Genomic DNA, 19,678 nt, shown 5'->3' on the forward strand with positions numbered 1-19,678 from the left:
CACCGCCCACACCTCGCAGGCACCCCGCCCCCTGGGGTTGCCCGCAAACCAGCCAGCCCCACCGGCCGCCGCCTCTGCGGCCCAGCACGTGGCGAACCGGCGCTGGCCGCTGGTCGGTTCGTCTCCCGGTTGTGGTGGGCGCCCGGGTCGGACGGCGCCCACTACGCGGGCCAGCTCCTCCAGGGTCAGCTCCGTCCGCTGACCGACCGCCGGTCGAGCCTCGACCACCTCGCCCTGCTCGGAACGGGTCCTGGCAGGCAGGGGGTCTTCAGCGTGCGAGCCGGTTGATCCGAACGGCGGTACAGAGGGACTCGGCTACCTCCCGATCGAACGGTTCGGTGCCGGGGGTGAGCATCGATGCGGCAGCTGCGGCCACCCCGAGCGCGCAGGCGTCGACCGGGTCGTCGCCTGCGGCCAGCCGGGTGACGATTGCGGCGATCATGCCGTCCCCGGCGCCGGCGTCGCTGAGGGGCTCTCCGGGTAGTGGCGGCGCATGCAGTTCCATGTGCCCCTGACCGGTCGAGCACAGCGCGCCGAGTTCCCCGAGGGTGGTGATGGCGACCTCGGTTGCTCCGGCGGCGAGCAGCTGCTCGTTGACGGCGCGAGCGTCGTCGAAGCTCTGCACGGCCCGGCCGACGAGGTAGCCGGCTTCGCTGCGGTTGCATCTGCGCAGGTACACGGCCTCGTGCAGTGATTCGGGCAGAGCCGGTCCTGAGGTGTCCAGCAGCAGCCTGGACCCGGTTCCCCTGATCCGGGGGGCGACGGCTGTGTAGAAATCGTCGAGCAGACCCTCGGGCAGGCTGCCGCTGGCCACGACGTACGGGTGAGCACCGGCTGCTTGCTCGATCAGGTCCAGACAGCGCCGCCCCTCGTCGTCGTCGAGTCGCGGGCCGCGCGGCACGATGTGATAGCTGCGGTGCGACTCGGTTTCGAACAGTACGAACGCTTCGCGGGTTTCACCCGCGATCTCAAGGGGGACGTGGTCGATGCCCTCCTCGTCCAGCAGCCGGTTCAGGCGTTGGCCGATCTCCTGGCCGGCGGTGTGGACGGCGGTCGCCCGTCCCCCGAACCGCGCCACGCCGCGGGCGACGTTGATCCCTCCGCCGCCGGCGGCCACGTACCTGACCCGCGCGCGGGTCTTGCCGATGTCCACCAGGTGGTCGACATCGCAGCAGACGTCGACCGTAGGGTTCATCGTGAGGGTGAGGACCGGGGGTGTGGTGCTCGGGCCGGACATGCTGTCCATACTGGTGTGCGAGCCGGGATCGCGCGATCCGGAGTGCGATCCCGTCGGCGACGAGCTTCGCCGCCGTGAAACAGAACGTGACTGTGGCCGAGCAGACCCGCACCATTCCGTCGACACCGGTCTCCAGGCCCTCGCCCGGCTCGCCTCCGACCACGCCGACCTTCCGCTCGACGAGTTCGTGCGGACGCGGCCGACCACCATCCCGGCGACGGCCACGACAGACATGGCCGCCGTCGCCCTCCGCAGCCCCGTCCCACGAGCCGCCGAACCGAGGAGGGAACGCATCGCGAGCACCGGCTCCGGCAAGGCCGTACACGGTGGACCGCCGGCGCTGCGTCCGGCACGCGCCCCGTCCGGTGGTCCTCGTGCGTGGTGAGCGCGGCTGACGGTGAAGGTGGTCGAAAGACCCGCCACCGATGCCCCGACCGGCCCTGTCGGCGCCGTGTCGGGGCGGAAATCCTGCTCTTATGGGACGTGGGTGACAGATGGGCCTGCGGTGTGGGCGGAGTGCCGGACGTGTCCGGTCGGGCGAGGAGGTGCGGCAGGATGGTGTGGGTCGACACCCGCTCCGGCAACGTGGGCCGTCCGTCCCTGATCGGTGACGGAGGTGTGGTGCTGTGAGTACGGCGACGACTCCCGCGGCCGAAGGCGCCGTGATCGGCAAGGACGGCCTGGCCACCCTGGTCGGTCTGCTGCGGGCGCGCGGGTTCACGGTGGTCGGCCCGACCGTACGGGACGGCGCGATCGTGCTGGCCGAGTTGGAGTCCGCCGACCAGCTGCCCTACGGGTGGGGCGTCGAGCTCGAAGCCGGGCACTATCGGCTGCGCGAGCGGGAGGACGGCGCGGCCTTCGCCCATGCGGCCGGTCCGCAGTCGTGGAAGACGTTCCTGCACCCCGCCCGGGTACGCCAGTGGCGGGCCGAGCGCAGCGACGGACAGCTGGTGATCGAGGAGGACGACACCCCGCCGCCGCGCTTCGCTTTCCTCGGGGTCCGCCCGTGCGATCTGCGGGCCATCGCCGTTCAGGACCGGGTGCTGACCGGCGGGCGGCACCGTGACCCGGTGTACCAGGGGCGCCGGTCCGGGGCGTTCCTGGTGGCGGTCGAGTGCACCGAACCCGGCGCCACCTGCTTCTGCGCCTCGATGGGTACCGGGCCGGCGGCCGGCCCCGGGTACGACCTGGCACTGACCGAGCTGGTCGACGCCGACGGTCACCGGTTCTGGATCCGCAGCGGCAGCCCGGAGGGCGCCGACATCCTCGCCGAACTTCCCAGCGGCGCGGCCTCCGAAGCCGTCTGCGAGACCGCGCGCCGGGCTGTCGCCTCCGCCGCGGACCGGATGGGCCGCACCATGCCCGACACCGACCTGCGCCGGCTGATGGCCGGGACGCTGGACGCACCCCGCTGGGACGACGTCGCCTCCCGCTGCCTGACCTGCGGCAACTGCACCATGGTGTGCCCCACCTGCTACTGCACCACCACCGAGGACGTCACCGACCTGACCGGGGACCACGCCGAGCGCTGGCGGGTCTGGGACGTCTGCTTCGACCTGGACTTCTCCCAGCTGCACGGTGGACCGGTCCGCCCTTCGGCGCGCAGCCGCTACCGGCAGTGGCTCACCCACAAACTCGGCACCTGGTACGACCAGTTCGGCTCCTCCGGGTGCGTCGGCTGCGGCCGCTGCATCGTGTGGTGACCGGTCGCCATCGACATCACCGAGGAGGCCGCCGCTCTGCACGACTGGGCCAACCGTCCGGACGGCGAACCATGACCACCCTGCCACCCCTGCTCGACGCCCTCCCGGAGGACCACCGGGACCGGCTGCTCGCGCTCGCCCACGACCGGGACTTCCCCGACGGCAGCAGGCTCTTCGATGAGGGTGGCCCGGCCGACCGCTTCTGGCTGGTCCGCTCCGGCGAGGTCGCCCTCGACGTCTACGTCCCGGGCCGTCCCGCGCCGGTGGTGGAGACCCTGGGAGCGGGGCAGCAGCTCGGCTGGTCGTGGATCTTCCCGCCGTACCGCTGGCACCTGGGGGCCCGGGCCGTCGGGCCGGTGCGGGCCTGGGAGCTCCCCGCCGCAGAGGTGCGCCAACTGTGCGCGGATGACCCGGAGCTCGGGTACACGCTGATGCGACACTGCGTCGAGGTGATCGCCGACCGCCTGCAGGCCACCAGGATCCGGCTGCTCGACCTCTACGCGCCGGTCGGAGGCGGCCCGCCATGACCACCACCGTGCCCGTGCCGTACCGGGTCACCGCCGCCACGCCGGAGACCGCGGACACCGTCTCGCTCGAACTGGAGCCGATCGAGCGGGCCTTGCCGGCCTTCTCGCCCGGCCGGTTCGCCATGGTGTACGCCTTCGGCATCGGCGAGGTTCCGATCTCGGTCAGTGCCCTCCGGGGCCGTCCGGTGTTCACCGTCCGCGCGGTCGGCGCGGTCACCGGCGCGCTGTGCCGGCTCCGGCCCGGTGACGCCGTGGGCCTGCGCGGCCCGTACGGCACCGGCTGGGACCTGGACGCGGCGGCCGGCTCCGACCTGCTGGTGGTGGCCGGCGGCCTCGGCCTCGCCCCGCTGCGGCCGGTCGTGCACCAGGCGCTCGACCGCCCCGGCCGCTTCGGCTCACTGGCCGTGCTGGTCGGCGCCCGCAGCCCGGACGAGCTGCTGTACCGCGCGGAACTGCCGCAGTGGCGGACCTCCGCCCAGGTCGAGGTGACCGTCGACCGGCCCGACCCGACCTGGCGGGGTACGGTCGGCGTCGTCACCGCGCTGCTGGACCGCATCGACCTGCGCCTCGACCGGACCCGCGCGTTGGTCTGCGGCCCCGAGGCGATGATCCGTCACACCGCGCGAGCACTGCTCGCCCGAGGTCTGCCGGCGCACCGCCTCCAGACATCGCTGGAGCGGAACATGCGCTGCGGCACCGGCCACTGCGGCCACTGCCAGCTCGGGCCGCTGCTGCTCTGCCTGGACGGCCCGGTGATCGGCTACGACCGCGCCGAGCCCCTGCTCGCCGTCAGGGAGTTGTGACATGGACGCCGACACCCGGCCCACCCTGGCGGTGTGGAAGTTCGCCTCGTGCGATGGCTGCCAGCTGACCCTGCTGGACTGCGAGGACGAACTGCTGGGCCTGGCCGACCAGGTGCGGATCTCGCACTTCCTGGAAATGTCCGGTGCGGAGGACGGGCGTGAGCCGGCCACCCTGGACGGGATCGGGCCGTACGACCTCTCCCTGGTGGAGGGGTCGGTCACCACCGAGGAGGACGTGCGTCGGATCCACCACATCCGGCGGATCTCCCGCCGCCTGGTGACCATCGGCGCCTGCGCGACCGCCGGCGGCGTCCAGGCGCTGCGCAACTTCGCGGACGTCGAGCAGTTCCGGGCCACCGTCTACGCCAGCCCGCAGTACATCGCCACCCTGGCCACCTCCACCCCGATCTCGGCCCATGTGCCGGTCGACTTCGAGCTGCGCGGCTGCCCGATCGACCGGCGCCAACTACTTGAGGTGATCACCGCGTTCCTGGTCGGACGAAAGCCGAACATCCCGAACCACAGCGTGTGCTTCGAGTGCAAGCGGCGCGGCAACACCTGCGTCACCGTCGCCCACGGGACCCCCTGCCTCGGGCCGGTCACCCATGCCGGATGCGGTGCCCTCTGTCCGACGTACGGCCGGGGCTGCTACGGCTGCTTCGGCCCGGTCACCAACCCCAACCTGGTGGCGATGGTGCGCCAGCTGCGACAGGACGGCATGACCGGCCGGGACATCGTGAGGATCTTCCGCACCTTCAACGCGGCCTCCCCCGAGTACGCGCCGGTAGCCGAACTCGCCACCCAGGAGCCAGAAGACCCGGAACACCCCGGAGACACCTCAGTGAACGAGCGAACCACCAGAAGGTGCGCGTTCGGCGAAGGCACCGGCGAGCGCGGCGAGGAGGGCGCATGAGCCATCGCGGACCGCGCGTCCTGCGACTGGACGCGCTCGCCAGGGTGGAGGGTGAAGGCGCGCTGCGCCTGACCGTGAACGACGGTACGGTCGCCGAGGCACGGCTGAGGATCTACGAGCCACCGCGCTTCTTCGAAGCGTTCCTGGTCGGCCGCGGGCACGACGAACCCCCGGACATCACCGCCCGGATCTGCGGAATCTGCCCGGTCGCCTACCAGATGACCGCCTGCCAAGCGATCGAACGGGCCTGCGGGATCACCATCGACGACCAACTGGCCGAGCTGCGCCGCCTGCTCTACTACGGCGAGTGGATCGAGAGCCAGTCCCTGCACATCCACCTCCTGCACGCCCCCGACTTCTTCGGATGCCCCAGCGCGGTCGAACTCGCCCGCGAGCAGCGGGAAGCCGTGGAGCGCGGCCTGCGGATCAAGCAGGCCGGCAACGCCGTCATGGAGCAGCTCGGCGGCCGGGCCATCCATCCGGTCAACGTCCGCATCGGCGGCTTCCACCGGGTGCCGGCCAGAGCCGAGCTCGCCCCGCTGGCCGAGCGGCTGCGCCGGATCCAGGAGGACGCCGTGGAGACCGTGCGCTGGGTGGCCGGCTTCGACTTCCCCGAAGCATCGTGCGACTACGACCTGCTGGCGATGCAGGACCCGGGCCGGTACGCCATCGACTCCGGCACCCCGGCCGCGATGGCCGCACCCGACTCCCCGGGTTCGGACCGAGCCGGACCGGTACGGCGCTTCGCGGTCGACGAGTTCGAGCAGCACGTGGTGGAACGCCAGGTCCCGCACTCGACCGCCCTGCAGTCCGAACTGGACGGCCGCCGCTACCTCACCGGGTCGCTGGCCCGGTACGCGATCAGCGGGCGCTGGCTGCACCCTCTGGCCGCCGAGGCCGCCCGAGCGGCGGGACTGGGCGACCCGGCCGCCGGTGCGGTCGTCCGCAACCCGTTCCGCAGCATCGTCGTCCGCGCCGTCGAGGTGGCACACGCGGTGGCCGAGGCGCTGCGGATCATCGATGACTACGAGCCGCCGCCTCGCTCGTACGTCGAGCTGCCGCCACGCCCGGCGGCCGGCTGCGCCGCCACCGAGGCACCGCGCGGGCTGCTCTACCACCGCTACGCGATGGACGCGGACGGCGCGCTCACCCAGGCCCGGATCGTGCCGCCCACCGCCCAGAACCAGGCAGCCATCGAGGAGGACCTGCGCCGCGTGGTGCAGACCCGGCTGGACCGCCCGGGCGCGGCGGCGACCGACGAGGAGCTGACCGCGCTGTGCGAGCGGGCCATCCGCAACCACGACCCGTGCATCTCCTGCTCCGCCCACTTCCTCGACCTCACCGTGGAGCGGGCATGACCGGCCGGGTGGTGGTGATCGGCGTGGGCAACCCGTTCCGCCGGGACGACGGCGTCGGCCCGGCCGTCATCGAGGCAGTGCGCACCCAGGTGCCCGCAGGCACGGTGCTGACCGTCAGCGACGGCGAGCCCGTCCGGATACTCGACCTGTGGCACCGTCACGACGAAGTCGTGGTGGTCGAGGCGGTGCATGCGCACCCCGGGCAGCCTGGTCGACTGCTCACCTTGCGCGCCGATCAGGCCGAGCGGGCCACGGTCGGCTCGGCCAGCACCCACGCGCTCGGCCTCGGCGAGACCTTCGCCCTCGCCGCCGCTCTCGACCGGATGCCCCGCGCCCTGGTGGTGCACGCGGTCGAGGGAGCCGACTTCACCCTGGGGGTCGGGCTGAGCCCCGCGGTCCGGACCGCACTGCCCGAACTGACCCGCCGGGTGGCCGACACCATCCGCAAGGCGCACCGCACCCTCGGCCCTGCAGACGGGGACACAGCCGACGGGTGACCGCACAAGCAGCCCAGACGACCTCGTCGACGGCACGGCTCCGGGGCGCCGTATGAGCGAAGTGTGGAAGACCATCGGGCCGCTACGGCGCGGGCCGGACCCTGCGGGGCATCAGGAAGTACGCGGCCACGGCCAGGGCGAGCGGCAGGAGGCTCGTGACCAGCATGGTGAGCCGCAGGCCGTCGGTGAAGTCCAGCCCGAGGTCCAGCCCGGCCTGCCGGAGCAGGTTCGGGTCGTACCCGACGGCGGCCGGACTCTGCGCCATCGCGCTTCGGGTCGCGTCCACGGCCTGGGCGGCCTGGATCTCCGACAGGCCGCGCGCATCGGCGTCGTTGAGCCACTGCCGTCGGAAGAAGAGGTTGAACAGCAGGAGGTAGACGGCGGGGCCGAGGGCGTAGCCGGTCATTCCGAACGCCGGCTGGACGGAGGCGACGGCACCCGACCGACCGGGCGGGGCGTGGGAGAGGATGGTCTCGGCCACCGATGCCGAAGCCACCAGTGAGCCCAGGTTGGTGAGCCAGGTGGCCAGGACCAGGACCCACAGCGCCATCGTGGGCCCGGCGGTGACCGCCATCAGCAGCCCGCCCGCGACCAGCACCAGCATGCCGGTGATGAGGACCGGCCGGGGGGTGTACCTCCCGATCAGGCGCCCGGCGAGGACGACGGCGCCCGCCACCAGCAGCGTGCCGGGCAGATACAGCAGGCCGATCGTGCGTGGGGACAGCGTGAGGACCACACTGCCGAACTGTCCCAGGGCGAAGCTGAACCCCGCGGCGATGAAGTTCAGCGTCAGGCTGGCCAGCGCGGCCACGGTGAACGCGCCGCTGCGGAACAGCGACGGCTCCAGAACCGGCTCGGCGGCGCGTCGCTCGTGGAGTACGAACAGCACGCCGGCGATCGCACTGATCACCAGGGGCAGCCACGCCTGGAGCCGGGTGATGCCGTTCTCCGCCTCGGCGATGCCGTGGACGAGGGTCAGCAGGCTGACGCCGACCAGGCTGACGCCGACCACGTCGACCCCACGGCGCCGGGGGACGGCGGACTCGGTGACGTAGCGGGCCGTCAGCCCGAGCGCGATGAGCGCCAGCAGCGGGACGAGCAGGAACAGCCACCGCCAGCCCACGGCCCCCACCACCCAGCCCACCGCCGCGGGTGTCACCCCGCACAGCACCATTTCGACGGCCATGAAGATGCCGATGGCCGCCGGCCGCCGCTCCGGTGGCACGGCGACCTTGAGCAGGGCCAGTGACACCCCCAGCATCGCGGCCAGCGCCAGGCCGTCGAGCAGGCGCATCACCAGGAGGAACCCGTAGTCGGGGGAGAGCGCGGAGAGCAGGTTGACGACGACGCTGCCGGCCAGTCCCAGCATCAGCAGCCGCTTGAGCCCGAAGGCGTCCCCGAGACTGCCCACGGCGAGGACGGCGGCGGCCACGACCAGCGTCGCCGCGCCTCCCAGGAACCCGACGACGTCGGGCGGTACGTGGAGCGCCCGGCTGATCTGCGACATGTTCAGGCTGAGGACCAGGGGGTCGACGGTCGTGATCGTGAAGGAGATGGAGAGCCCGAGGATGATCGGGAGGGTCGCTAGGGGGGATCGCGTCTCCGCAGCCGACACAGCAAAACCTCCCGTACGTCGGCGGGCGCCGACCTCTCACCGGCGGACCTTCCGGCACGGCCCGCCACGACCGACGCGTGCGGTCCCGGAGGACTCGTGTCGATGTGATCCGGAACCATCCGCCGGCCGACGCCCGTTTCGGCCCCGCAACTGCTGCGGAGGCTTCCGGCCCAGCTTTCCAGAGCATCGTCGGCAGGGCACTCCCATCCGCAGGTGGCGTGGTCCCAGGTTCACCTGCACGGGGCCGGGACCGCCGACGAAGGCGGTGCCGCACCGAACCCGGCCCCGTCCCGGAACTCCTTCCGGAACCCGGGCCGTGGCCCACCACCACGGTCCGCGTCCCGATGCACGGGGAGGCCCGGCGGAGTCAGCATGGAGGCCACCGACCGGACCGGGGCACGTCGATGAGCGACCTCCTGGAAGCCGCCTGCCGGGTTGGGGCGAGGAGCCGGAGAAGGACCAGGTGTGCGCGCTCCGGTTGGGCCGCGGCCGACCCCGCGCCGGTACCGGCCGGGGCGTCGTCCCGTCCCTGCCCCGCCCCGCCGGGAACGGGGCAGGGGGCGGTGCTCCGACTGCTCGAACTCCGGACCCCACTGCGTGCACCAGAGCGACCGCCCGGACCCGCGTCCGTGGTGCTGGACGTGCCGGTGGGGCGCCCGCGCCGTCCCGGTGTCCCGGGGAAGCGCGTCAATGCCCTGGCTCGGCGAGGGTGTTGACGGAAGTAGTTCGAGTACGTGACGCTCGGTGGACCGCCCGGGCGGCCCGTCTTCCGCGTCGCCGAGCGCCGTCCCGACGCCCCGGCCGGATGTCCACCGTGCACCCTCCTGGAGGTACCACCATGTCCAAGCGCCGTCTCGCCGTCCCCGCAGCCGCCGTCGCCGCTCTGGCCCTCGCCGCCCTGTTCCTCCCGGCCGCCGGTGCCCACGCCGCACCGCGCGCCGACTCGTGCACCAACAACTGGAGCATCAGCTCCGCCGAGGGCTACGCGAACGGGAAGTGGTGCAACTACGACACCAAGGTCATCGGCACGGTGCACGACACCATGGCGGACGGCCGCTGCCCCTACGTGCGCGGCGACCTCTCCAACGGCGGCCACGTCGACAGCGACTGGGCCGGCGGAAAGGGCAAGTCCCGCTCCATCACCCTCCTCGCCCCCTCGAACACCCACTTCACCAGCCTCGGCATGCGCTACATCAACTGTTGAGCCCATCGCGGCGGCAGGGGCCTGGGCATGACGGCCCCTGCCCGTCCGCCCTGGGCCTCCCCGGGTCCGTCCGCGCAGCCGCCGCGGGCGCACCACCGGCGCGCGGTCCGGGTGTGGCCGGTCAGGCGTCCTCCGCGGTCACGGCAAGGGCGGCGGCTCGGCGGGATCGTCGGCGGCGGCCGGCTCCTGGAGGGTCCGGCGGCGGGCCTCGGCAAGGGCCCGCTCGAACTGCTCGCGGGCCCGCCGCTGGATTCCGTCGCTGTCGTGCAGGAGCGCGTCCATCTCCTCCGGCGTGGCCGGGACGGGGTCCGGTCCCCCGTCGGTCAGGCGGTCGTAGAGCCATCGGCACGCCCGGTCCTCGTCCGTGAACCGCGCAAGCACCTCTCGCTCGCCGCGCTCATGGACTCCCACGACCCAGACTCCGGCGCGTTCTTCGAGGAAGTAGCGGTCGGCCCGCTGAGGGCCGCCGGGACAGCCGGGGATCTCGTAGTACGGCTGCGGGACCCCGGCCGCTCGAAGGGCCCTGCGCAGTTGGAACCGGTCCATGAAGCCAGTCTCCCTCCCGCCGGCAAAACACCGGGGCCCGGCCCCCGACCGAGGGCCGGACCCCGGCGTCACGACGTCATCGCGAGGTGGGTTTCCCCGCCATCGGCGCGGACTTCTGCTCCATCTGTGCCTCGTCCTCGTCCACCGGCGTGGTCTTCACCCTCACCAGGGTGCCGTTGTTCACCAGCGTGGCGACGGTGGCGAAGGGGATGCTCGGGCAGAACTTGCTCGACGCCACGTACTGGACGGCCCCGCCCGGCTGCTCGAATGCCGGGGCGGCCGGCCCCGCGCACACGGTGACGTCCTTCGCCACCCGGTACAGGTTGTAGTCGTACGGATAGCGGGGGTCGATGGTGTTGAGGCTCGACGGCGGGATCGCCCGCTGGCCGTACTTCGTGCCCGCCGGGGAGAAGAACCGGCCCGATTCGTTGCCGAACCGGTCGACCATCAGGTTCTGGCCCGCCTGGAGCAGCAACGGCGCTGCGAGCACGCGGCCCATGGCGTCGTGCTCGAAGCCGTCGTCGTTCGGGTACTTCCAGTCACCCTCGCCCGAGTCCAGGGAGGGGTCCCACCACGTGTTCAGGAACTCCACGGCGGTGAGGCCGCCGAGCCGGTCGTAGCCCTCAAGGATGTTGCCCAGCAGCCCACGGGTCGGCAGCCGCTTGGGGCCCAGCCGCCAGTCGCCGCAGAAGTAGTACGGGCGGAATTCCTCGGGGATGGGGTACGGCACCAGTCCCTTGCACGCACGCGGCCGACCGTGATCGCCGTCCTCGTCCCCCCGCTGTGCGGGCACCCCCACCGGGCCGGGCGCCGGCATGCCCGCCCCGACCTGCCCGAAGGCGCCCGCTCGACGAGCGCCTTCCTCGACCGCGGGCGCGGCCGACGACACGGATGGGCCCATGACCACGGAACCGGCCAGGCCGACCGCAGCCGCGAAGCCGACACACCACCTTGACGATCTCACTGAACCTCCCAGGGGAACTCGGCGTCCGGCACGGGCCGCCCGGCCCGCCGGGAACGACCGTGACGGCCGGAATGACGAGATCACTGAAGCCGACGGGATCGACGAGTGCGAGCAGACGTGCCGGATCCGCGTCCGAACGGGTCCGGCCGGAGTGCGACCTGACGCGCGCCCGAGTGACACGACGAGCGGCGCGCCGGACATTCGTGTGGGGCTCCTCCGACGGGCGGGCGGCGGTAGCCGGGACCGGCCGCTGATCCGGACCGTCCGGCCCGGGCCTGCCGCCGGGGCTACCGGGCCCCCAAGACCGCCGCTTCATGCTGGCGGGAGGTGCCCGGCCGCATCGCCGCAGGAGGTGCGGGTGCCGATGTCGCAGCCCTGGCAGATCGCGCGCCTCGCGCCGGTCGCGGCGGCGTCGAAGACGTGCATGGCCAGGTGGTGTTCGGCAGCGAGGACCCGGGCGGTGGCATCCATCATCCAGACGCCCCGAGGCAGGGCCTCCCGGGGGCCGAGGCTGGTGCAGCGGACGGCGTCGGGTGGGTGCGCTGGTCGTGGTCGTAGACGGCGTGCACTCTGTTGCTTGGCGAGCAGCAGGGCATCGGCCTCCAGTTCGAGGGCGCGTTGGACGGCGGCGTCGTCGGTGGTGACGTGGGGCCGGCCGATGCCGCCGGCCAGAGCACGATCGGCCCGTGGCGCGGGCGCCCGCCGCTCCCCGCTCCACTGCCGGGCTCCCGTGCCTCGGGCGTGACGAGCGCCCGCAGATCGTGCCGGAGCGGGTCGAAGACGTGCTCCAGCTGCCCCGGGGGAAGGTGCAGGGACACCGCCGAGATGACGGCACGGACGGCATCCTCGGCGTACTCGGCCGGAGGGAGGCCTCGTGTGCCGAAGCCGTCGAGGCTCCTGCGGGTCGAACGGGAGCATCGAGAAGGCCGTGGGTTCCGAGCCGCCCGGTGAGATCACCACTCGTGGGGAGGAGGGCACCGCGGCCCGGGCCCTGCTGAAGGCTGCCGCCGAGGACGACATGACGCTTCCGGTGGTGGGCAGCCGCGGGCTCGGCGGCTTCACCGGGGCCTTGCTGAACTCCGTCAGCCAGACCGACAGCCGGGCGCCCCGCCTGCGCAAGGGCTCACGCGGAGGACGGCCACCGGGCTTCGCCGAGGAGCGGCACAAGAAACGCAACACCGTCGAACGGGCCATCAACAAGCTCAAGCACGCCAGAGCCGTCGCCACCCGGTACGACAAACGCGGATACCTCTACCTCGGTACCGTCACCGCAGCCGCCCTCGCCATCTGGCTCCGCACGTGATCGCCCGGACGGAACCTGGCTGGGCTCCACCGTGATCAGACTTTCCCGGCGGCGAGGGCGGTGGCGGCGTCCAGGCGCTCCTTACTCTGCTTGGCCTCCACCACCGCTTCCCCCACGTGGTAGCCGAGCGCGGTGCAGGCTTTGAACTTGTCCCCGTCGAAGAACTGATCGCCGGTGGCGTCGTACGGAAACAGCTCGTGCTCGGCTGCATAACGCTTGATCCACCAGGGAGTTCGCGGGTCCAGGGTCGTGCGCCCGATGACGAGCAGCTTGTCAAGGTCGATGACCACGCCCAGTTCCTCGTATGCCAGGGCCACCGAGTCCGCCAGCGATGCTGCGAAGGTGCGCCGGTCGCTGCTGGCATCGAAGCAGTAGATCGTGCGGCAGCGTCGCCGGAAGAGTTCCCCTTGGGCGGGGGAAGTGCTGATCCTGGCGGCCCCGCCCTTTCCGGCTGCGTCGACAGGGACGAGGAGGGAGGATGGTCGCGAGGACGGTCTCACGCGGACGCGTCATCGGACCAGTCGAAAGCCTCCATGTCGAGCGGAGTGGTGTCGATATGGCCGAATCATCGCGGGGTCCTGCCTGGCGCCGGATCTCCAAGGACGTGGGCGGCGCAGCCGTCACGGTGGCGCGGGCGACCGGGCGTGCGGCACTGCACCCACGGTCGACGATCGATCGCGCACGCCATCTGCCCGAAGCAGTGCCCCTGCTCGGTCAGGCGGTGAAGCCGATCCTGACCGGGCGCGTGGACGACTGGCGCGGCGAGTACGCCTACACGCTCGGTGAGCAGGCGTTCGTCTACGGCTTCCCGTACATCTACAACGCCCAGCTGCGCCACGACTGGGTGACACAACCACGGAACCCGTCGACGATCCCCTATGCGCCTGTCAACCATTTCTGGCACGCCGAGCAACTCATCGACGCGACCTACCGCGACGGGGGCTGCCCCAGCAACGACACCTTGTACTCGGCGGCCTGGGTGAACCTGGGCGAGGAGCCGGTCATCCTCTCCCATCCGGACATGGGCGATCGGTACTTCACCTTCGAGCTGGTCGGAATCACGTCCGACAACTTCGACTACGTCGGTCAACGCACCACCGGCTCCGGCGGGGGCAGCTTCGCACTCGTCGGCCCGCGCTGGCAGGGAGAGCTTCCCTCCGGGGTACGGCGGCTGAAGCCGGCTCCCAGCCCCTGGATCCTCGTCCTGGGCCGCACCCTCGTCAACGGCCCGCACGACGTGCCGCGGGTACGGGAATGCCAGGAACAGTTCCGCCTCACCCCGCTCAGCCTGTTCGGCGAACCGGACGCGGCGGTTCCCGAAAGCCGGGACGTGCTGACCCCGATCCCGGCAACGAAGGATCCCCTGGGCCCGTGGAAGACCCTGAACGCGATGCTCGCCGAGAATCCTCCGCCGGCCCACCACGACGTCCTGCTCCAGCAGTTTGCCCAGATCGGCATAGGCCCCGACCTCGACGTCGAAGCACAGCCCGACTCGGTCAAACAGAGCCTGATCCGGGCCGCTGCCATCGGCGTGCCCCTGCTCAGGCGGCAGATCCTTAGCGGTGACTGGGCCCGCCACGTCAACGGCTGGCGCTACCCGCCCTCGCAGATAGGACGCTTCGGCGACGACTTCCTCAAACGCGCCGCCGACCAGTCGCTGGTCGGCATTGCCGCCAACGATCCCGCCGAGGCGGTCTACTTGTTCAACTTCGAGGACGCCGACGGCAACACGCTGGTCTGCGACGGCCAGTACTGCCTGCGCTTCGCCGTCGACGCACTGCCGCCGGTCGACGCCTTCTGGTCGCTGACTGCCTACCGGGAGGACATGAACCTCATCCCCAACCCGGTCGACCGTTACTCGATCGGTGACCGCACCTCCGGCCTGCGGCGGGACGCGGACGGCGGGCTGACCATCCGGCTCCAGAGCGAGCCGCCCCGGCAGGACGGGGAAGGCAACTGGCTGCCCACAGCGAAGGACGGCACCTGGTTCGTCGTCCTCCGCATGTACCGGCCCCGCCCCGAGGTGATCGACGCGACGTGGCAGTGCCCTCCGCTGACCCGCGTCACCTGACGCGGATCCGCACATGGTGTGAGCTGTGAAGTGTGCTCTGCCACCTGTACGCGATGCTGAGCTGCACTGGTGGTGGGGAGTCGAACTCGATCTCCCAGTCGGTGCGGCGAGGAACGCGGGTGCGCAGGGCGGTGAATCCTCAAGGCGGGCAGGAGCGTGCCGGGGTGGCGCGCGGCCCGGCGTGAGGAGTCCACCTGACGTGCGCCCGCAGGCTGCACGGCCTGACCCGGCCACATTCCGCCACCGGGCCTGTCCGCAATCACCTGGGACAGGCCCGACCCGACTCCGGCGATTCGCTGCCTGATGGAGGTCCGGTGCCGGCCGGAGCCCTCTGCTCCGGTTGCCGCCCGTCTTCTCCGAGCGGACGCCTCGCGGTGATCGGTCATGGCGTCGGCGTCGCATGACAGGGACCGTGTTCCCCAGCCGGCCGTGAAGAGCACTCGGGTACACGCCCTACCGGTGTCGTTCCCGTCGCAGCACGAGGAACGGCAGGATGAGCCAGCAGGTGGTGAACAACAGGAGCACCGCACCGCTGAAGACCCATGCGGTGGTGGAGGCGTACAGGGCGGTGCGGAGCAGGAGCAGCAGGGCGCTGGTGATGGTCAGGGCGAGCAGGGCCAGGCCGGTGGTGATCAGGTGGCCGGCGGCGCGGACGAGTTCGGGTTTCATGCCGCGGCCGGCGAGGACTCGGTGGAAGGCTGCCGGGGCGACGAGGGCGGCGGTGGCGGCCGCGCCGAGCATCACGGTGGCAACGTACAGGTGGCGGTCGAAGGTGGGCAGCGCGGTGAACCGCGGGGTGAAGACCACCGAGATGAGGAAGCCGAAGAGGATCTGGGCACCGGTCTGGCAGACTCGGACTTCTTGGAGCATCTCGTCCCAGAGCCGGTCCGCCCTCTCCGTGGCTGTCTCGTCGCGGCCGGACGCGCCCTGTGGCACGTGTGCCTCCTGTCCAGTGGGGTTGCCTCGGGTTCAGTCCGGTGCGCCGGCGGTCCAGACGATGCGCTGGACGGCGGCTGCGGAGATCCACGTCTCGTCGCCGTCGTCGGCGGGGCGGATCCTGACCCAGCGGCCGCTCAGGCGTACCTGCCCGCTGACGTGCACGGCGGCCGTCCCTGGCACGGCTCCGGGCAGGCAGTGCACGACGGCCGCGGTCCACTTCTTTGTGCCCATGGCTTCGACCATCGGTGCTCGTCGAGCGGCCCGCTACCGGAGCGGGCTGTCCGGGTCGGCGGTGCCTTCTCGGTCGGGCCGTGTGCGGACAACACCTCCTTCCGGGTGCGCTCGGGACCGGTGGGCGACGGCGCGTCGTCCTCATGGCCCAGCAGCGCCCGCAGGCGCTGGAAGAACGCCCCGGCGGCCCACTCCGCCGAGCGTGCCGAAGAGGAGCCGGCGGTTTGTGGAGCTCCTTGACCATGACGGGCCTCCGTACGTGGCGGCGAGGGGTACGGACACTGGCCCGTCTTTCCGGACGGCGGGACACCAATCCTCCGTCGCGAGGCCAGTTGGCTTTGAGCGGTCGCGCGGTGGCTCCACCCGCCGCCGGCCGTGCGGGCGGATGCCGCCGACGGCGCTCTCGCCCGCGTGGCTGCCCCCGGGCCGAGGGCGCCTCACGGGCCGTGTTCCGGCCCGTGCGGCGCCCCCGCAGGCCGCAGGAGGTCGTGCAGGAGCTGGAGAGCCGAGAGGACGGCGCCGTCCTGGATGGCTTCGCGCCCGCACGACGGCGGCTCGGGGGCGGTCACGACGGTGATGGCCGGGGTGGCGGCGGCGATGTAGACGGTGCCCACCGGTCGGCCGTCCTGCGGGGCGGGGCCGGCGACCCCGGTGGTGGCGAGGGCGTAGGTGGCGCCGGTGAGGGCACGGGCGCCGTGCGCCATCTGTGCGGCGACGTCGGGGTCCACGGCTCCCCGCCGCGCCAGCAGGTGCGCGTCGACGTGCAGGAGGGTCGCCTTGAGGGCGGTGTCGTAGGCGGTGATGCCGCCCAGGAAGGTCTGCCCGGCGCCGGGCGCGTCCGCGAGGGCGGTGGCGAGGCGCCCGGCGGTCAGGGATTCCGCGACGGCGACGGTGTGCCCGGCCGCTGCCAGGGCGGCGGTGATCTGGCGCGCCAGGACGCCGGTGCGGCTGCGGGCCGTGCTCTCGGGCGCCGCCCGGTCGTTGCCGCGGGAGGACGACGGTGCGGCGGGTGCGGCCGGGGCGTGGTCGTGCATGAGGACCGCCGGCCAGATCAGGTCTCGACGGCGACGCGCACGGTGTCCAGGCGGGGGTCGGCGCTGTCGGGGACGAGCATCCCGGCGTCGAGGCCGGTGCGCAGGTAGTCGATGACGTCCCGGTTGAGACGCTCGCCGGGCAGGGCGGCGGGGATGCCGGGCGGGTAGGGGGTGAGCATCTCGGCGGTGATCCGCCCGGGCGCCTTCTCCACGGGGACCTGTTCGGTGGGGCCGAAGAACGCGTCGCGTGGCAACAGGACCTGCTCCAGGCGCAGGTCGTGGGGGGCGGGGATGTGGACGCGGGGGGCGGGGCGCAGGTCTTCGGCGATCGCGACGAGTTCGGTCAGGCCGTGCAGGAGCCTGTCGACGGTGGTGGTGTCGTCGGCGTGGGTGAGCTGGGCGCTGATGCGGCGGTGGTCGCAGATGTGCAGGGTGAGCTGGTGGTGGGAGCGCAGCCAGTCGCCGGCACGGTAGCCGGTGGTGCCCAGGGCGGAGATGTCGATGATGACCTGGAGGGGGTCGAGATCGAAGGCCAGGCCGGGGGCGCAGAAGTCGTCGCGGCCGTGGACGTGGAGTCCGTCGATCTGCTCGCCCCGGGTGCGGGCGGTGTCGGCGAGGCCGAGGGCGTGGTCGTAGAGCTTGCGGCCCTGTTGGACCATCTGGCGGCGCCAGCCGTCGAGGGCGGCATAGACCAGGGTGGAGGGGCTGGTGGTGGCGAGCAGGTCCTCGCGCTGCTTGAGGACGGCCGGGTCGACGAGGTCGCCCTGGAGGTGGAAGACGGAGCTCTGTTCCAGGGCTGAGCCCATCTTGTGGACGGAGGTGACGCACACGTCCGCGCCGGCGTCCATGGCCCAGCGCGGCAGTCGGGGGTGGAAGGGCAGGTGCGCGCCCCAGGCCTCGTCCACGATCAGCGGCTTGCCCACGGCGTGGCACACGGCGGCGATCGCCTCCAGGTCGGCGCACGTCCCGTACGGCGTGGGCGTGGTGACCAGGGCGCCCCGGGCGTCGGGGTGCTGTCCGAGGGCGGCACGGAACGCGTCGGCGGACGGCGGGTGGGCCAGGTGCAGCTCCGCGTCCCATTGGGGGTCGACCCACACGGGGCGGATGCCGGCCAGGATGAGTCCGGCGACGACGGACTTGTGGGCGTCCCGGCCGACCACCAGCTTCTCGTGGGGGCCGGCGACGGCGAGCATCGCGGACTTCACCGACAGGGAGCTGCCGCAGGTGGAGAAGAACGTGTGGTCGGCGCCGACGGCTTCGGCCATCAGCTCCTGGGCGTGCTGGAGGATGCCGCGCGAGTCCAGACGGTCGTCCAGACCTCCGGTGGCCAGCACGTCGGAGCGGAACACGTCCGCGCCCATCACCTGAAGGACGCGGGGGTCGGTGCCGCGGCCCTGCTTGTGGCCGGGCGGGGTGAACACGGTCAGCGGGTTGGCGTGGAACGCGCCAAGGGCTTCGAGTACCGGCGCCTGGGACTGGTCCATGCCGGTGCGTGTGCCCCGCCGCCGGTCCGGAAAACGGGGGCGATCCGCCCGCGCCACCCGCCTTCCTCGACACCGCGCTCCTCGACGAAGGCCGTGGAGCGCCTCACCGCCGAGGTCCTCGACGCCACCGGCGGCACCCCCTGCCCCGACCGGCGCTCCGAACCCCCAGGCGTCGCGCGGCGCCGCCGGAGAAATCCGGTTGCCGCGGGCCGCCGTCTCGATCATGATCGCCCGCATGGACTTTTGATGACTGCCACGTAGTACGTACCTGTCGCGCGATCGACCTCGGAGCCTGACGACCCGGCCCGGGGCGATGGGTCGCGCCCCTCGTGAGCAACCGTCGGAGAGCGGGAGCCGCCGAGTGAGTTCGGCGTGCCCTCCTGCTGAGTCCTGAAAGCACCCAACACACATGAATACCGACCGCAAGGCCCTGTGGGCCGTGCGTCAGTCCGCCCTGCCCACCGTCGTCCGGTCCTGCCCGGACTGTCCCGGCATGCGGCACCGCGCCTCGGGGAAGATCCGCGCCAACGCGAACGGCAAGCTGCTCGACGTCTGGCTGCTGCTGAGCTGCGCGACGTGCGACCGGACCTCGAAGGTGCCCGTGCACGAGCGCGTCCACGTCTCGACGCTGGAGCCGTCCCGGCTGGTGGCGTACGAGATCAACGACCCGGCAGCGGTACGGGAGTTGGTGATGAGCGCGTCGCTCGCGGCGAAGAACCGGTACCGGCTCGACTGGACCGGGACGTGGGAGCTGGAGACCCGCACGCCGCTGTACGCGCTCGACGACCCCAACCCGCTCTCCGTGCAGGTGCGCTTCGAGCTGCCCGCGCCGGTCCGGGTGGAGCGGCTGCTCCAGCTCGGCCTCGGCCTGAGCCGGGCCGAGGTGCGCCGTCTGGTCGTGGACGAGCGGATCCGCCTGCCGTTCGCCCCGGACGCCAAGGCGCACCAGGACTTCGAACTCACCGTCCACGGAGCCGGTTCCGTCGATGCGGCCAAGCACGCGAAGTCCCTCGGTGCGCCCGACGCCGAACGCCCCGGTCCGGTTCGGATCGGGCCGCCGCGCGCACCCGGCCGGGAGCTCCCGCGCCGGGCCACGGCGTACGCGTAGGAGTCCGGTGCAGGCCCTGCTGAGGGAGAGGCTGTCCCGCTCGGGGACAGCCTCTCCCGGGCCATGTGGTCGTCGAACCACCCGCACCCGCCTCCGGGGGCGTCCGAGGCCGTGGTCGTCCGAGGCCGTGACCGCCCGGCT

Annotated in this window: 18 protein-coding genes and 3 pseudogenes; 11 read left to right on the plus strand and 10 right to left on the minus strand. The window is 72.3% G+C overall.

Going from position 1 to position 19,678, the window contains the following annotated elements:
* Window positions 1–268 precede the first annotated feature (268 nt).
* The gene (locus ACIRVF_RS20615) at window positions 269–1,153 is read right to left on the minus strand and encodes a 1-phosphofructokinase family hexose kinase (protein ID WP_402819501.1); all 885 of its coding nucleotides are present in this window, start codon (window positions 1,151–1,153) and stop codon (window positions 269–271) included.
* Between the two features lie 710 nt (window positions 1,154–1,863).
* On the opposite strand from ACIRVF_RS20615, the pseudogene ACIRVF_RS20620 reads away from it, so the two are divergent.
* The 6 genes and pseudogenes from ACIRVF_RS20620 to ACIRVF_RS20645 all read left to right on the plus strand — a co-directional run.
* A pseudogene (locus ACIRVF_RS20620) lies at window positions 1,864–2,937 on the plus strand (4Fe-4S dicluster domain-containing protein); the annotation flags it as partial.
* 74 nt (window positions 2,938–3,011) lie between these two features.
* The gene (locus ACIRVF_RS20625; RefSeq protein ID WP_402819503.1) at window positions 3,012–3,467 is read left to right on the plus strand and encodes a Crp/Fnr family transcriptional regulator; all 456 of its coding nucleotides are present in this window, start codon (window positions 3,012–3,014) and stop codon (window positions 3,465–3,467) included.
* Window positions 3,464–4,270, plus strand: coding sequence for an FAD/NAD(P)-binding protein (locus ACIRVF_RS20630; RefSeq protein WP_402819506.1), 807 nt, complete (start codon window positions 3,464–3,466; stop codon window positions 4,268–4,270). Before ACIRVF_RS20625 ends, ACIRVF_RS20630 begins: the two co-directional genes overlap by 4 nt.
* Before the next feature lies 1 nt (window position 4,271).
* Window positions 4,272–5,183, plus strand: a complete 912-nt coding sequence (locus ACIRVF_RS20635; RefSeq protein WP_402819509.1) for an oxidoreductase — start codon at window positions 4,272–4,274, stop codon at window positions 5,181–5,183.
* Complete coding sequence (locus ACIRVF_RS20640) at window positions 5,180–6,541, plus strand: Ni/Fe hydrogenase subunit alpha (protein ID WP_402819512.1); 1,362 nt, start codon at window positions 5,180–5,182, stop codon at window positions 6,539–6,541. The genes ACIRVF_RS20635 and ACIRVF_RS20640 overlap by 4 nt, the downstream gene beginning before the upstream one ends.
* Window positions 6,538–7,038 carry a hydrogenase maturation protease gene (locus ACIRVF_RS20645; RefSeq protein WP_402819515.1) on the plus strand — a complete coding sequence of 167 codons (501 nt, stop codon included), beginning with the start codon at window positions 6,538–6,540 and terminating at the stop codon, window positions 7,036–7,038. Before ACIRVF_RS20640 ends, ACIRVF_RS20645 begins: the two co-directional genes overlap by 4 nt.
* Window positions 7,039–7,120: 82 nt before the next feature.
* Here the strand turns inward: ACIRVF_RS20645 and ACIRVF_RS20650 are convergent, their stop codons facing one another.
* Window positions 7,121–8,653, minus strand: a complete 1,533-nt coding sequence (locus tag ACIRVF_RS20650; protein ID WP_402819518.1) for an MFS transporter — start codon at window positions 8,651–8,653, stop codon at window positions 7,121–7,123.
* An 838-nt stretch (window positions 8,654–9,491) separates the two neighbouring features.
* Here ACIRVF_RS20650 and ACIRVF_RS20655 point away from each other — a divergent pair.
* Window positions 9,492–9,857 (plus strand): hypothetical protein, encoded by a 366-nt coding sequence (locus ACIRVF_RS20655; RefSeq protein ID WP_402819521.1) that lies wholly within the window; start codon window positions 9,492–9,494, stop codon window positions 9,855–9,857.
* Window positions 9,858–9,995: 138 nt separating this feature from the next.
* On the opposite strand, the gene ACIRVF_RS20660 is transcribed toward ACIRVF_RS20655, so the two are convergent.
* The 3 genes from ACIRVF_RS20660 to ACIRVF_RS20670 form a co-directional block, all read right to left on the minus strand.
* Window positions 9,996–10,403, minus strand: a complete 408-nt coding sequence (locus tag ACIRVF_RS20660; RefSeq protein ID WP_402819524.1) for a hypothetical protein — start codon at window positions 10,401–10,403, stop codon at window positions 9,996–9,998.
* Between the two features lie 76 nt (window positions 10,404–10,479).
* Window positions 10,480–11,133 carry a TNT domain-containing protein gene (locus ACIRVF_RS20665; RefSeq protein WP_402819526.1) on the minus strand — a complete coding sequence of 218 codons (654 nt, stop codon included), beginning with the start codon at window positions 11,131–11,133 and terminating at the stop codon, window positions 10,480–10,482.
* Between the two features lie 546 nt (window positions 11,134–11,679).
* Window positions 11,680–11,841 (minus strand): hypothetical protein, encoded by a 162-nt coding sequence (locus ACIRVF_RS20670; RefSeq protein ID WP_402819529.1) that lies wholly within the window; start codon window positions 11,839–11,841, stop codon window positions 11,680–11,682.
* Between the two features lie 454 nt (window positions 11,842–12,295).
* Here ACIRVF_RS20670 and ACIRVF_RS20675 point away from each other — a divergent pair.
* Window positions 12,296–12,445: pseudogene (locus tag ACIRVF_RS20675) on the plus strand (universal stress protein); the annotation flags it as partial.
* 15 nt (window positions 12,446–12,460) lie between these two features.
* Window positions 12,461–12,670: pseudogene (locus ACIRVF_RS20680) on the plus strand (IS5/IS1182 family transposase); the annotation flags it as partial.
* A 35-nt stretch (window positions 12,671–12,705) separates the two neighbouring features.
* Here the strand turns inward: ACIRVF_RS20680 and ACIRVF_RS20685 are convergent.
* On the minus strand, window positions 12,706–12,960 hold the full coding sequence (locus tag ACIRVF_RS20685) for a hypothetical protein (protein ID WP_402819532.1): 255 nt from the start codon (window positions 12,958–12,960) through the stop codon (window positions 12,706–12,708).
* A 188-nt stretch (window positions 12,961–13,148) separates the two neighbouring features.
* Between ACIRVF_RS20685 and ACIRVF_RS20690 the strand changes: the two genes are divergently transcribed.
* Window positions 13,149–14,741, plus strand: coding sequence for a DUF1254 domain-containing protein (locus tag ACIRVF_RS20690; protein ID WP_402819535.1), 1,593 nt, complete (start codon window positions 13,149–13,151; stop codon window positions 14,739–14,741).
* 453 nt (window positions 14,742–15,194) lie between these two features.
* Here ACIRVF_RS20690 and ACIRVF_RS20695 read toward each other — a convergent pair whose 3' ends face one another.
* From ACIRVF_RS20695 to ACIRVF_RS20710, 4 genes are all read right to left on the minus strand, one after another.
* The gene (locus ACIRVF_RS20695) at window positions 15,195–15,677 is read right to left on the minus strand and encodes a DUF6328 family protein (protein WP_402819538.1); all 483 of its coding nucleotides are present in this window, start codon (window positions 15,675–15,677) and stop codon (window positions 15,195–15,197) included.
* A gap of 33 nt (window positions 15,678–15,710) precedes the next feature.
* Window positions 15,711–15,911, minus strand: a complete 201-nt coding sequence (locus ACIRVF_RS20700) for a hypothetical protein (protein WP_402819541.1) — start codon at window positions 15,909–15,911, stop codon at window positions 15,711–15,713.
* A 437-nt stretch (window positions 15,912–16,348) separates the two neighbouring features.
* Window positions 16,349–16,945 carry a CinA family protein gene (locus tag ACIRVF_RS20705; RefSeq protein ID WP_402819544.1) on the minus strand — a complete coding sequence of 199 codons (597 nt, stop codon included), beginning with the start codon at window positions 16,943–16,945 and terminating at the stop codon, window positions 16,349–16,351.
* 17 nt (window positions 16,946–16,962) lie between these two features.
* Entirely contained in the window at window positions 16,963–18,429 is a 1,467-nt protein-coding gene (locus ACIRVF_RS20710) for an aminotransferase class I/II-fold pyridoxal phosphate-dependent enzyme (protein ID WP_402819547.1), read from the minus strand.
* Window positions 18,430–18,838: 409 nt separating this feature from the next.
* On the opposite strand from ACIRVF_RS20710, the gene ACIRVF_RS20715 reads away from it, so the two are divergent.
* Window positions 18,839–19,537 carry a DUF1062 domain-containing protein gene (locus ACIRVF_RS20715; RefSeq protein ID WP_402819550.1) on the plus strand — a complete coding sequence of 233 codons (699 nt, stop codon included), beginning with the start codon at window positions 18,839–18,841 and terminating at the stop codon, window positions 19,535–19,537.
* The last annotated feature ends 141 nt before the right edge of the window (window positions 19,538–19,678 follow it).

It is taken from the genome of Kitasatospora sp. NPDC101157, assembly GCF_044768255.1.
Lineage (GTDB): Bacteria > Actinomycetota > Actinomycetes > Streptomycetales > Streptomycetaceae > Kitasatospora.